The following is a 13066-nucleotide window of genomic DNA, read 5'->3' as shown; positions in this document are numbered from 1 at the left end:
GGCTGTGCTACCTACCTGTCCCTACCGTCGGCCTGCTTGGGGAGCCGGATATGAAATGCGGCACCTCCCAGTTCCCCGTGGATTTCAGCCGACAGTTCTCCGTCTTCCAGCACGCTCTTCTTCCCGTGAAGGTCGGCGACGATATCCCTGACAATTGTCAACCCCAGACCTGTCCCGTCGGACGTCTCGCCCCCTTCGCCTGGGAGCCACATGTTCTCCACAGAGACATCAGTCAATCCTGGCCCTGAGTCGGCCACGTCAATGAACACATGACGAGAGTCTGTTCGGGTGCGAATGAGGACCACTTGTTCACCCGAAGGCTCTGTCGAATGCGAGAAAGCATTCGCTGAATTAATGACCAGATTGGTGTAGATCGACTCAATGTCCGCGACAGGTGTGAGTACACGAGCCGGTTCATCGCTCAGATCCAGATCCAACAGGATATTTCTATCGGTTAGATAGCCCCCGAACATCTCCGCAAACTCTCGGCATGCGTCATTCACGTCTATCACTGCTGCTCGGCGTTTGCTGCGCCGCAGCATACGCAGGGGAACCTTGGCGAATGAATGAATGGATGTGGCGCATCCCTTGGCGCGGTTCAGGATCTTTTCGAGGCGCCCAGCGTATGAGGACTCTTCAGTCAGCTCCCGGATTCGGCTCTCCAGCATCTCCAGGTCCTCGCCGAGCCCGGCGGAAGTTGTTAGCGACTCATGGGCGAACACTGCGGTGCTAATGCCGACTGTCGCCAGAGACCTATACAGGAGGCGGTCGCGCTCAAGAGCTTGAATATATCGCTCTTGGGTGTCAACCAACTCTGAGACTTCTGCCGCTTGAACTGGATTGAATTTTCTGATCTCGTTCAGAACTGTATTGATCGAACGCTTAGCCTTCTCCTTCTCCTTTTTGGCTGCTGCCGCTCCGCCGATCCTTCCGGCTTCACGAATTCGAAGACGCTCGCGCGCCGCCCAGTCGGTTGCTCGTCGGGCAAACTCGCGCAAATCGATGAAAGCCAGATTCTCCTGAAATCCCATCCGGTCGGTTTTGGGAGTTAAGGCGTCACCCGGATCTTCCACGGAAACACGACCCACACTAGTGTTACTGGAAGGCCGAAGTTCTGGACTGCGCGATCGCAGGAGGTTCAGCTCGAGCCAGTCAAATCCGGGGTCGCCGTATGGGTGAACACGCAAACCTCGATGAAATAGGTGCACACCGCCAATCACTTTAAGCCATGGCCTAAGATCGGAATGTTTGTGTGGTGAAGCCCGACGGGTAAAGGACTTGGCGTCCAGGATGAACATCCAAAGTTCGAATGTTGCTGGCGGCGCTTGATAAGCGAGTGGTGCCTGCAATTGGCCCCTCACGCGACCTTGCGCTACATCAAAGTGATCTCCACGCGCAACTTCTTCATTCTTCCAGTTGTAGAGTGCCGCGCTTGCGTGCCCCTCATCGTCTAGATGAGCTACTAGTCTGTACTCGTAATCATCGAAGAATCCGTGATTTACGGCAGCGGCGACTTTCTCGAACTGTGGTGCATTGAGGGTGGCCTTAAAGCCGGTGTCCTGATCTTCGAAGAATCCTGTTAGGAGACGCATGGCCCGTGCGAGCCGCTCCATTTCGGTGGCATCGAAGCCTTGACGCAGGCCGTAAATCGTGAGGTCGGTGCCCGGCTTCTTCGTTGTCTGCCGTTTCTCGACGTTTAATTCAACGTCCTCAACGGTATTCACCGACTCGTAATCGGCCCAATCGATTTGAAGCACATACTCGGTACCTAGCTCTTCACGTGGCCGGGTTATCAGATCCACCCTGCGTCCCAGGCGCAGGGCCGCGAGCCGCCCCAGCCCTTTTTCGCCGACTTTACGTCGCCCCTTGCGCGTCAGAGGCGAGCCAGGCTTCGTCGAGCGGCCGATCAGGAGGAAGCCGTCCCTGATGTCGTCTGCGGTCATGCCGTCACCGTTGTCCTCGACAACCAGTGTCCCGCCGGGTTGGGACGCGTTGGTGAGGGTGACGTTGCAGTAGTCAGCGTCAGCGTCGTAGGCGTTACGGACCAGTTCGATCACCCCCAGGTCAGGGTGCGGGATGAGCTCCTCGCCGAGTCGCACCAAGATCTCTGGGGCGAAGCGCAGATGAGTCGTCAAGGATCCCCCTTCGGACTGGACCTACCCCGGGGTTCCGAGGCCGGCCAGCCTGCTGCAGAATAGCGGCGCACTGATCGTCAATGTCAGCTACATATAAGGCAGTTGACACCGTTAGGGAAGGGGGCCGCGTGCGAACGGCTGAATATGGGGTGTACACCGACCGACTGAGGGTGCTCGCCTCGGACGTTGTGCGTGGGTCGTGGGGGCGCGTTGAGCAGGATGTTCACCACGCCTTGAACGGTCAGGCGGCGCAGCAGTTGCGTTCCCTGGTGCCGCTGCAAGTGCGGCGTGACGAGGGAGCCTTCTTCACGGGTGGGCCGGTACGAGCCAAGTTCGCCTCGTTGCTCGGTGGACCCGAGGCGTCAGCTACAGCGGATCGCTACTGGGACCCTTCATGTGGCGCGGGGGATCTCCTGATCGCTGCTTCTGAAGGCTTGCCCACTGCTCCTACCCTCGCCGGCACTGTGAGGTTGTGGGGTGGCAGGCTCCGTGGTTGCGATCTTCACCAGCCGTTCGTGGATGCCGCCCGGTTACGCCTATTCCTCGCCGCTGCCGCTCGCCATCAGGGGGAGGTCCAACCGCAGAGTATCGATCTTGAGTCGGGCCTGCGGGCCTTCCGGGGGATAGGGGTCGGAGACGGACTTGCCGAGCTCCGCAATACTGCCGGGTATCGCGGTCATCTCCTGCTCAATCCACCGTATGGGAACACCTTTGCCGACGATGACTGCGATTGGTCGAGTGGTGCGGTATCCCAGGCTGCAGTATTTGTTCTGGCGGGCGCGCAAGCGCTAAAAGTTGGTCAGCAGCTGCATGGGGTTCTGCCGGACGTGCTGCGTAGTGGTAGTCGATATGAACCGTGGCGCTCGCGGATAGAGTCAGTGCTGAAAGTCGATCGGGCGGAACTGTACGGCCAGTTTGATCCTCATACCGACATTGATGTGTTCTTTTTGGGTGGAACGCGAAAGAGGAAGAGTCGGCCAGTAGCCACTGTCGCACCGTGGTGGCCGGCACCCATAGGGGCCTCAACCATTGAAGAGGCATTCGAAGTGCGTGTCGGGCCGGTGGTGGACAACCGGGATCCGCATACAGGGCCGAGTGCACCCTTCCTTACTGCCCGGGACCTCCCAACCGCTGGATCGAGGGGGATCCCAGGTCGTACACGGCAGTTTGCTGGGCGTCTCGTTGCGCCGCCATTCGTTGCCATCCGGCGAACGTCGCGCCCTGGTGCTCGGGCAGGAGGTGAAGCACGGGCGGCTGGTGTATTGGTTACGGGTGTCGAGCCTATTGCGGTGGACAATCATCTTATTACCGCGTCGCCGCTTAGTGGTGACGAATCCGACTGTAAACGCCTCCTGGAAGTCTTGGAGTCTTCTACGGTCTCGGATTGGCTGGATCAGAGAATTCGGTGTCGTCATCTCACGGTTGGCGTAATTCGATCCCTTCCGTGGCCCCATTGAATAGTCTGACCATCGATCTGCCGAGGACTGTTTTGAAGTTGGGGTATTCGGTGACCCGTTTGGTCCTGGCTCTTCAGTTCTCGCCGGTGCCCTTGACGTGGAAGCGGATGCTGCCGCCAGGTGACGAGGTCGGTGAGGTGCGCGTATTTCACCTGCACCTCGATGGTCTTGGTGCCGCGGCGACGAGGTCGAGGCACTGGCGGCAGGGGTGGAGCCCGCGGACGCGGACGGTGGCGTCGGTCATAGGGAGGGGATTCCCCTAGGAGCTAATGCGGACATCACGCGGACGATCTTGGTTGCCGAGTATGAGTAGTGAAGTGACTGTCTTGGCGACCGGCCTGACCGCAGTTGGCGTCCCTATTGCCAGCCGTCGAGGGAGGCGTCCGGGCCTGCCGAAAGGTATCGGTGGAGGGCGCTTGAGGTGGTGTCCACGAAGTTATCGGGGATTGTGTCGGCGTCGACCCAGCAGACCTGGGCGTGCTTACGTGGCTCGCGGTTCTCTGGTTCGCCGTTCCATTCGTAAGCCGTGAAGACGACGGTGAGGAAGCCGTTGGAAGCCTCCACACCCCAGGCGCTGTGGATGATGTGCGCGACCTTCAGAGACTCCGGCTTCACGGTCAGACCGGTTTCTTCGTACAACTCCCGCACTGCCGTCTCGGTGATGGGCTCGCCGGGTTCGCTCTTGCCGACGGGGAGGTCCCACATCCTGGGCGAACTTGGCGTTCTGGCTGCGCTGGAGGAGGACGACGCGGTTGGTGGCCTTGTCGTGGACGATGACGGCGGCGACCAGCAGGGTCATGGATTCGAGGGCGGGCGGCAGAGCTTTGGGCTGGTCGTCGGTTGTCCGCTGAGCCACGGCTTGTGTCCCTTCGTCGGCCGGATGGTGGCAGCTTAGGCCAGCGCTTCACGTGCGCGGTGGGCGAGTTCGGCGGCTCCGGGCACTTTGCGGCGCTGGTGGATGGAGAGGGTGGAGCGGAGCGAGGTGATCGCTTTGCGGGTGCGGTCGGACGTCATGCCCTCCATCAGGGTCAGGTCCTGTGACCAGGCGGCGACGGCTTCGTCAGCGCGGGCCTGGGCGGCGAGGCTGTCGCCGAGGTCGGCGTAGGTGAGGGCGTGGACGCGCTTGTACTTCTCGGGGTCCCAGCGCACCAGGGCATCGCGGTGCTGTTGCTCGGTACCGACGTGGTCGGCGAGGTCGGTCAGAGTGCGGGCGGTGTGGCTGGCGACGGTGCCTGCGGCCGGGCCGCTGACGCGGGAGTAGCTGGGCTGGGGTCCATCGTCGCGCAGGAAAGCGTCTTCGGCGGCGAGCAGAGCGCGGGCCGCTGCGGGCTTCGCGCCGACCGCGGCGTAGGCGCGAGCGTGGGTGATGTGCAGCAGCGCCTCGGTCTGGCCGTCGACGTTGCCCAGGCGGACGGGCACATCTCCAACGTCGGCCCGTGCTGGTTCTTCCCCGCCGCCATATTCAGAAGCGCCCCAACGGCAAATGGCGGGCGCCCGCTACCGAGACCTCGACGGCAAGGAGCACGCCCGCCACTTCGACCGCAAGATCGACGCTCAGCGCTGGCTGGACGAGGTCACGGCCAGCATCGTGACCGGCCAATACGTGGACCCGCGTGCCGGACGGATCATCTTCGAGAAGTACGCGAAGAAGTGGGAGGAGTCACTCATCGCCAGCGAGGCGGTGGAGCGCATCACCGACAACGCGCTCCGACTTCATCTTGTCCCGGCACTGGGCTCCCGCGCCATGGCGGCGATACGCCGCAACGACCTACAGGTGCTCTTCAAGAGCCTGTCCGAGCTGCTCGGCCCCGGCAGCGTGCGCAACGTCTACGACGTCCTCGTACGCCTCATGACCGCGGCCGTCGAGGACAAGGTCATCGCCTCCAGCCCGTGCCGCCGGATCACCCTCCCGCCCATGCCGGACGAGGAGGTCACCCCGCCCACGGTCGCGCAGGTCGAGGCCATGGCCCGCGTGATGCCGCCGTACATCCGCGCGGCGATCGTCACGCTCGCCGGATCAGGCTTGCGAATAGGCGAGTTGCTCGGCCTCAAGGTCTCGGACGTCGACTTCAGGGCCGGCACCTTCCGCGTCGAGCGGCAGAGCCTCCAGTCCGGGAAGATCGGCCCGCCGAAGACCGCCAAGTCCCGGCGTACCGTTCCGGTCGGTGAGGTGGTCACAGACGCCCTCCTCGCGCACCTCGCCGCAGGCCCCTTTAAGGAGTGGCTGTTCACGATGGAGGAGGGCGAACCGCTCAACTACCGCCGCTGGAAGACGGAGTGGAACTGCGCCCGCAGGACGCTCGAATCAGTGGAGAACGAGGCGGCCGACCGCGAGGGCCGAAAGCCCGTCGAACTGCCGCACATGGTGACCCACGACCTGCGCCACTTCTACGCCTCCGCCCTCATCGCCGGCGGAGCGAGCGTCAAGCAGGTCCAGCTGGTCCTCGGCCACGCATCCGCCGTCATGACGCTGCGGATCTACGCGCACCTCTGGCCGGGCGAAGAGGTCCGCACCCGGACCGTCATGGACGCCGTTCTCGGCGGCCTGCGGACCGGGTGCGGACTGGGAGACGCTGCAACCAAAGAAATCGCAGGTCAGAGGGTGTGATCGAAGAACAGGCCCTCTTGGTCTTCTCTCAATGGGATGCATGGTGACCTGCGGTAACCGCCCCGGCGGAACAGGTGTACGCCGGGACACCAGGAGTCGGTTCAATCACCCGCAAAGGCACATGAACTGACAATTCACCATCGCCTCAGGATGCGAGATCCGCGTACAGAACGATCTGGACACCGAGCACGGCGGTCGCCGCTGCCTCCAGCACCGCGACGACGACCAGCATGGCGTTTAGATGGCCGGAGAGTAAGAACGTGAGGATCGCGGCGGATGGCGTGAGCACGAACGCGATCAGGTCGGCGGCGAGTTGCATCCTCTTCCGCCACACCCGGCGGGCGTCTCCGCGATGGGCTGTTTCCCAGCCGAAGACCTCGTCCCCAGCACCTGCGGCTGCCGCTAGGCGGGGAGCCAGCGTGCCCCGAATGTATTGTCCCATCGCCGAGATCTTCTGGTCGTTGATGAGGTAGGTCCAGCCCAGGAGGATTGCCACCGGAGGCAGCAGGAGCAGGAAGCCCGCTTCGAAGCCTGACCGCAAGGCGGCTCCCAGGACCGCAGCCGCCGAGGCCAGCATCGCGTAGACCAGGTTGTCCCGGAAGGCGATCCGGCTTCGCTGTTCGTCCTTGAGGCGCTCGTATTCCGTCAGCAGTAGAGCCCCTAAGGTCACATTCGCACCAGATGCCATGGGTCCTCTCCAGGTATGCCGTGTGCCGTCGAGTGACTGCTCTTCCCCTCCGCAGAAGCTGTGACACCTCACCCCTGTGCAGGCGGCGCGCCATCAAGTAGCTTCTGCGCACCGGCCCTTGGGGGAAGGCCGTCGGGGGGGTGACGCGTGTGACAGTACGCAGCGAACTGTCGTGGACAGATGTCCTGGTCATCGGAGCCGGACCTGCGGGTCTAGCGGTGGCCGCGGGGCTGGGGAACAGCGGGCTGCACTGCCTGGTCGTGGAACAGGGGCCGCCGTCGGGCGGACGGGACGCCACGAATCCTGCGCATCTGGCGACAGGAGTGGGCGGGGCTGGGCTCTTCTCGGACGGAAAGTTCTCGTTCTACCCTTCCGCCACCGGCTTGTGGTCCCTGCGCCCAGGACATGACCTGCGCCTGGCCTATGACGCCATGGCCAAGGCGCTGGCGCCATGCGGCCTAGCGGTACCGGTGTACCCGAAGCGAACTCCCGACACCTCTGGGCCACCGACATTCCGCCTGAAGCACTACCCCTCCTTCTATGTATCCATGGAGGAGCGGACTCGGTTGACCGAGCGGCTCGCCGATTTAGTGGGCCGGGATAACCTGCTGACCGGCACCAAGGCCTTCCAGGTGGGCGAGGGGTTCGGGGGGTCGATTGCGGTCGGCCTGCGGCCCGCCACCGCGACGGGAGCACATGGCGACGGCGTGACCGTGCACTGCAGGGCACTCGTCCTCGCCGGGGGCCGGTTCGGGCCGCTCTCCTGCGATGTCCGGTTGAAAGGTGTTCAATGCACTTTTCGACGGCTGGAAATTGGTGTTCGAATAGAGCAGCCGGTCGACGACTTCTTTCTCCGGGACCAGCGTGCTCTGGATCCGAAGTTCCTGTGGGAGGATAAGTCCGGCCGCTATGGTTGGCGCACTTTCTGCTGCTGCCGTGACGGACGAGTGGTGGCTACCGACTTCGACGGGTGGGTGACACTTTCCGGGCGGGCTGACTGCCCGCCCACCGGCAGGTCCAATGTGGGGTTCAACCTGCGGGTGTCGAACGAGAGCGAGGCGGCACTTATTTGGCGGGGAGCAGCGCTGTTGAGCGAGGGGGCACAGCCCGCACAGGGGGTGCCATTGGCGGATTTCCTAACGGCGCGCGGGCCGTCCACCGACGGGACGCTGCGGCACCGGCTCGGAGACCGCGGAGCGGCACTTCTGGCCGAGGGCCTTGGTCGGCTCACCGACCGGCTCGGTGCCCAGCGGCTGGAGAATGCGCTGGTGTCGGGCCCCACTTTGGAGGGCGTCGGCCACTACCCGTGGACGAGACAGGAGCTGATGGTCTACGGGCGCCCGGTATGGGCCGTCGGGGACACCGCCGGACGCTTCCGCGGCATCACGGCTGCCCTCGTCAGCGGGTTCTTCGCCGCCCGCCGGATAAGTGAGTACTTCAGGAGACGATCATGACACTTACGCAGTCCCTGCCCGTTGTCTACACGGCGCAGTCGAAACACAATTTCTTCTGCCGGGACGTCATCTGTGAGTACGTCCTGCGCAACCAGGCTGTGCCGCTCAACCCTTTCCGGATCTTCGATTACTTCCTCGGTGACCGCGTCGACCGTGATGTGATCCGCCGGGCGAACAACAACTGCGTACGGATCGCTGACGAGATCTGGGTCTTCGGAGAGATCTCCGACGGTGTGTTCCATGAGATCCGGTATGCCCTCGACCTGGGCAAGCCGGTGCGCTATTTCACCCTCTCTACCCGGGTCGAGGGAATCACCGAAGTGGCTCCACACGAGATCTCCTTGGAGGAGGAGGTGGAACGAAGCGTCGGCCTGTCCGAGAAAGGGCTCAGGGAGGTCATCGTGTCCGCGGCACAGTAATGCGCCCAGGGGGTTGCATGTACGACGACCAGCGCCCGGTCTACCTGCACTTCCTGGACCGCGAATTGGGAAAGTCCGTCGACTTCCAGGTCACCGCGCGCCTGGTGGAGCAGCTGCTGAAGTTGCTATCGCTGACCTGCTCGGCCACCTTCTACTGCGGTATCTCCGTCATCTGGGAGAACCCGGCGCTGGACGCGGACTGCCGCAGGTTCATGGCGCTGCTGGGCGAGACCGACGTCCTGGATGCGGTGAGTTATAACGGCACCGTTGAGGAGTTCTACGAGTCTCGGCAACGGCTCTACGCCCATGACGCGGAGCGGTACCCGCTCTACTTCGTCGGTGGTCCGGACGGCCTGCGTGCCATCAGGGCCACCCTCCACAAGCCCCAGGACACGACCAGCGCACTCCTTGGCGACCTGGAGGCGTGGGCGGCAGGGCTACGTCCGCGTGCCGACAGCGGCAGCACTACCGCTACCGCCTTACAGGTGACCGAGGCGGCGCTGAGGGCCAGAGCCGGCGAAGCGATCACGTACAGCTTCTTTCACCCGTTCCTGTTGCGGGCCGGGGGTACGCCACCCGACGTGGGCGCGATCCGCCGACAGATATCGCTGGCGTACTCCCGGCACTACCTCGGATTCGCGGACGGTGACATCGTCACCGGCGTCAAAGGGCTGTCGTTTTTCGACGGGGAGCTCTCAACGAGCTTTCCGCTCTACGACGTGCCGCTGCTCTTCCTGCTGCTGGACGTGGCGGGCCTGTCGCCTCTCGTGGAGCAGCCGTGGCTCGCGCGCCGGACGTTCTGGGACCCATTCCTTGGCGGTCTCCGGGACGGCGACGAATACCGCATCGGCGCGACGGTTCGGACGATCCTGGAGACGGCGCACCTCCGACTACCGCCGGCCGTGCGGGGCGGCTCGCAGTATGCCGCGCGCACAAGGATCGCGAGCCTCATCAGACAGGCCCGTCACGACGTTGGCACGCTGTCCCCGCGGCCGCTGACTGTGTGGCAGGAGAACGGCGGCAGCATCGCGGTGCCCGCCGCGGAGGCGCTGCTGGCAAGCGCGCGTGCCTCGCTCGAAGGGATAGCGGCTCTCCTGCGGGGCGGGCCGAGCGGAATCGGGCATCCGGAGTACGGAAAGGGAAGAGGTGATCCGGTGGACAACGTCGCTGCCCCGAAGGGCGGGCATGTCACCCCGGCGGGACACAGGCAACTGGGCGCTCGGCCGCGGCTGCTGCTGCTCACGGCCACCCAGGTGGAGACCAAGTGCGTACTTGACACCTTCGCCCAGGTGCTCGGACCGCGAGAGAAGCCGCTGTTCGGCGAGCACACGACCTACTTCAGGCTGGGTGAGGCGCACGGCTGTGACATCTACCTGGCCCAGTCGGAGGCCGGGGCCAGCGGCCCGGGCGGCAGCATACTGACTGCGTACGACGCGTTCCGCTTCCTCGATCCTGCCCTCGTGGTCATGGTGGGCATAGCCTTCGGTGCCAAGCCGGGCGAGCAGCAGGTCGGAGACATCCTGGTCTCGCGGCAGGTGGTGGCGTACGAGAGCCAGCGCGTTGGAGGGCAGGGCACTCGGCACCGGCTGGTGCCGCGCGGCGACAGGGTGAGTGCCTCGCCGCGACTGCTGGACAGGTGCCGCACCGTGGACATCGACTGGCACCTGTCCACGGTCCACTTCGGCCTGCTGCTGTCCGGGGAGAAGCTGATCGACAGCGCCGACTACCTCGACCAGGTGGCCGCCCAGTTCGGCCACGAGGCGGTGGGTGGTGAGATGGAGGGCGCAGGTCTGTACGCGGCTGCGTATCGGCAGCGCAAGGAGTGGATCGTCGTGAAGGCGATCAGTGACTGGGCCGACGGGAAGAAGCACGAGCGCAAGGTGGAACGGCAGCAGCTGGCGGCCACCCGGGCGGCGCAGTTCGTGGCTGCCCTCGTCACAGGTGGCGGCCTCGCGCCCGGCCTGGCTCAGGCAGGCGCCACCGTGGAGCGGGACGACATCGGGCCGCCCCGCGCCGAATGCGCCGCTGCCGACGGCGACACGGCAGGCTTCGGCAGCACCGACCGGGAAAGCGCCAGTTCGTAGGCCTCCCACAGATCGCGTCCGGTGTAGCCGACCGAAGCCAGAGGCTGCACATGTGCGTCGCCGTTGACTGCGACGGATACCGGCGCCACCTCGAACAGGTAGCGGTCGGACAGCGAGTCGCCGTATGCCACGACTCGGTCCGGCGCGATGCCATGCCGCACGCACATCGCCTTGGTGAGCAGAGGTTTGTCGTCTGGCCGGAGAATCGCTCCGGTGTCGATGTCGACCTCCGGAGAGTGCGGGAAGACCGAGCCGTGCACCTCGTCGAAGCCCAGTTCCCGGAAGTGGTCGGCGAAGCATAGCGGGGACATGGTGATGACGGCCGACCGGTGTCCGCGCGCTCCGATGTCCGCCACGACCTCACGGATGCGCCGCATCTTCGGGCTCGCGTCGAACGCCACGCGGACCCGGCCCGGGTCCATGGGGCCCCACAGCCGGAACATCGATCGCGCAAACTGCTGAGTGTCGATGCGGCCGGCGGCGAAGTCCCGTTCCAGGACATCGATGTCCGGTGCGTGGCCGAGGATTTTGGCCATCTCCCTAGTCGCGGACGTCCCCGGCAGGAGGGTGCCGTCCATGTCGAATACATGCAGCATGGCCGGGATGTTACCGCCCCGCTCGGCCGCGTTCCCCGCCGTTCCGGATACGTACTCGATCGTGTGCCCGTACCCGTAGGGGGCTGACGCCGCCGGTCGCACGGGGGCCGCGTGCCCGCCGGGGTGAGGCGTCCGAGCGGGTCGGGTGCAGGAGCTGTACGTCGAGATCAAGCGGTTGAGGGCGCAGGCGTCGAGGAATTGGTTGCGGACGCATGCCGTGGTGCTCTGGCCTGCTTGCCGTGCTTGAAACGTGGTTGACCGGGCTGATGCCAGTCACGCAGCAGGGGGACAGATGGTAGGCGTTCAGCTCCTTGCCCCCGCACCTGGTCTAAGGCGTCTCGGCGTCTTGGAGGCGGGCGGTGACCAGGACTTGGCTGCGCAGAGCCGCTTTGTGGCCCTCCTGCTCGAAGAGCCTTCATGGGCGACGAATGGCCAACATCTGGAAGCGCCCCAACGCCAATCGCGGGCCCGCTACCGCGATCTAGACGACGAGGGCACACCGGCATCGTCACGGGCCAGTACGTCGATCCCGCGCCCGGCGCACGTCGTTCGACACGTACGCGAACCAGTAGGGGCAGAGTCACTCATTGCGGGCGAGCACATCACCGACAACCCGCTGCGGCCCACCACGTCGTCCCGGCGCTCGGCAGACCGCCAAGTCTCGGCGCACTGTCGCGGTCGGGGAAGTCGTCACGGACGCTCTCCTCGCGCACCTCGCCGAGCGCCCCTCCTAGGAGTGGCTGTTCACGATGGGGGAGGGGGAACCGCTCAACTACCGCCGCTGGAAGACGGAGTGGAACTGCGCGCGCAGGGCGCTCCAAGCGGTGGAAAACGAGGCGGCGGAACGCGAGGGTCGCAAGCCCGTCGAACTGCCCCGCATGGTGACCCCCGACCTACGCCACTTCTACGCCTCCGCCCTCATCGCCGGCGGAGCGAGCGTCAAGCAGGTCCAGCTGGTCCTCGGTCACGCGTCCGCAGTCATCACGCTGCGGATCTACGCCCACCTGTGGCCGGGCGAAGAGGACCGCACCCGGACCGTCATGGACGCCGTTCTCGGCGGCCTGCGGACCGGGTGCGGACAGGTAGGCGATGCGGCCCGCGAAACCGCAGGTCAAACCGCCTAGCCATAGATCAAGCCTTCTTGGTCTCCCAGAAGATCTTGTCGATCTCGGCGATGAGCTCCAGCGCCTTCTCACCGGTCTTCGGGTCCGTCGAGGCCTTCGCGGCCGACAGGGCCTTCAGGGTGTCGTTGACCAGCTGGTGCAGCTGCGGGTACTTCTCGAAGTGCGGGGCCTTGAAGTAGTCGCTCCACAGGACCGACACGTGGTGCTTGGCGAGCTCCGCGCGCTGCTCCTTGATGAACGTGGCGCGAGCCTGGAAGTGCGGGTCGTCGTTGGCGGCCATCTTCTCCTGCACGGCCTTCACGGACTCCGCCTCGATGCGGGCCTGGGCCGGGTCGTAGACACCGCAGGGCAGGTCGCAGTGCGCGCTGACCGTGACCTTGGGGGCAAACAGGCGGGAAAGCATGGAGCATTCCTTCCTCGTGATCGTCTTCTCAGGTGGGACATTACTCCCTGAGGGACCGGTTTTCGCGAGTGCCCCCTTGGGATTAGGACAAAAGTCCG

At 64.6% G+C, this 13066-nt stretch carries 8 protein-coding genes and 4 pseudogenes; 5 read left to right on the top strand and 7 right to left on the bottom strand.

What is annotated here, in order from left to right; translation table 11 throughout:
- Positions 1-11: 11 nt before the first annotated feature.
- The 4 genes and pseudogenes from E4U92_RS20320 to E4U92_RS20305 form a co-directional block, all read right to left on the bottom strand.
- A complete protein-coding gene (locus tag E4U92_RS20320; protein WP_137301857.1) occupies positions 12-2135 on the bottom strand; it encodes a sensor histidine kinase in 2124 nt (707 codons plus the stop codon).
- Between the two features lie 536 nt (positions 2136-2671).
- The gene (locus E4U92_RS20315; RefSeq protein WP_137301856.1) at positions 2672-2920 is read right to left on the bottom strand and encodes a hypothetical protein; all 249 of its coding nucleotides are present in this window, start codon (positions 2918-2920) and stop codon (positions 2672-2674) included.
- Between the two features lie 1029 nt (positions 2921-3949).
- Positions 3950-4391: pseudogene (locus tag E4U92_RS20310) on the bottom strand (NUDIX domain-containing protein).
- A gap of 92 nt (positions 4392-4483) precedes the next feature.
- A pseudogene (locus E4U92_RS20305) lies at positions 4484-4999 on the bottom strand (tetratricopeptide repeat protein); the annotation flags it as partial.
- 32 nt (positions 5000-5031) lie between these two features.
- Between E4U92_RS20305 and E4U92_RS20300 the strand changes: the two are divergent.
- Positions 5032-6200 (top strand): annotated as a pseudogene (locus tag E4U92_RS20300) (tyrosine-type recombinase/integrase).
- 145 nt (positions 6201-6345) lie between these two features.
- Here E4U92_RS20300 and E4U92_RS20295 read toward each other — a convergent pair.
- A complete protein-coding gene (locus E4U92_RS20295; protein ID WP_137301855.1) occupies positions 6346-6888 on the bottom strand; it encodes a hypothetical protein in 543 nt (180 codons plus the stop codon).
- 149 nt (positions 6889-7037) lie between these two features.
- Here E4U92_RS20295 and E4U92_RS20290 point away from each other — a divergent pair, with 149 nt between their 5' ends.
- From E4U92_RS20290 to E4U92_RS20280, 3 genes are read left to right on the top strand one after another with little or no spacing between them, the layout of a single operon-like run.
- Positions 7038-8342, top strand: a complete 1305-nt coding sequence (locus E4U92_RS20290; RefSeq protein WP_168725162.1) for an FAD-binding protein — start codon at positions 7038-7040, stop codon at positions 8340-8342.
- Positions 8339-8761 carry a DUF7768 domain-containing protein gene (locus E4U92_RS20285; RefSeq protein WP_137301853.1) on the top strand — a complete coding sequence of 141 codons (423 nt, stop codon included), beginning with the start codon at positions 8339-8341 and terminating at the stop codon, positions 8759-8761. Before E4U92_RS20290 ends, E4U92_RS20285 begins: the two co-directional genes overlap by 4 nt.
- 17 nt (positions 8762-8778) lie before the next feature.
- The gene (locus E4U92_RS20280) at positions 8779-10845 is read left to right on the top strand and encodes a 5'-methylthioadenosine/S-adenosylhomocysteine nucleosidase family protein (protein WP_168725161.1); all 2067 of its coding nucleotides are present in this window, start codon (positions 8779-8781) and stop codon (positions 10843-10845) included.
- On the opposite strand, the gene E4U92_RS20275 is transcribed toward E4U92_RS20280, so the two are convergent.
- A complete protein-coding gene (locus E4U92_RS20275; protein WP_137301851.1) occupies positions 10728-11441 on the bottom strand; it encodes an HAD family hydrolase in 714 nt (237 codons plus the stop codon). The genes E4U92_RS20280 and E4U92_RS20275 overlap by 118 nt on opposite strands.
- 650 nt (positions 11442-12091) lie before the next feature.
- Between E4U92_RS20275 and E4U92_RS20270 the strand changes: the two are divergent.
- Positions 12092-12565, top strand: a pseudogene (locus E4U92_RS20270) (tyrosine-type recombinase/integrase); the annotation flags it as partial.
- 7 nt (positions 12566-12572) lie between these two features.
- Here E4U92_RS20270 and sodN read toward each other — a convergent pair.
- On the bottom strand, positions 12573-12968 hold the full coding sequence (sodN, locus tag E4U92_RS20265) for a superoxide dismutase, Ni (protein WP_137301850.1): 396 nt from the start codon (positions 12966-12968) through the stop codon (positions 12573-12575).
- Between the last annotated feature and the right edge of the window lie 98 nt (positions 12969-13066).

This window comes from Streptomyces galbus, assembly GCF_005280195.1.
Classification (GTDB): Bacteria; Actinomycetota; Actinomycetes; order Streptomycetales; family Streptomycetaceae; genus Streptomyces; species Streptomyces galbus.
This window is presented reverse-complemented; position numbering and strand designations above follow the sequence as displayed.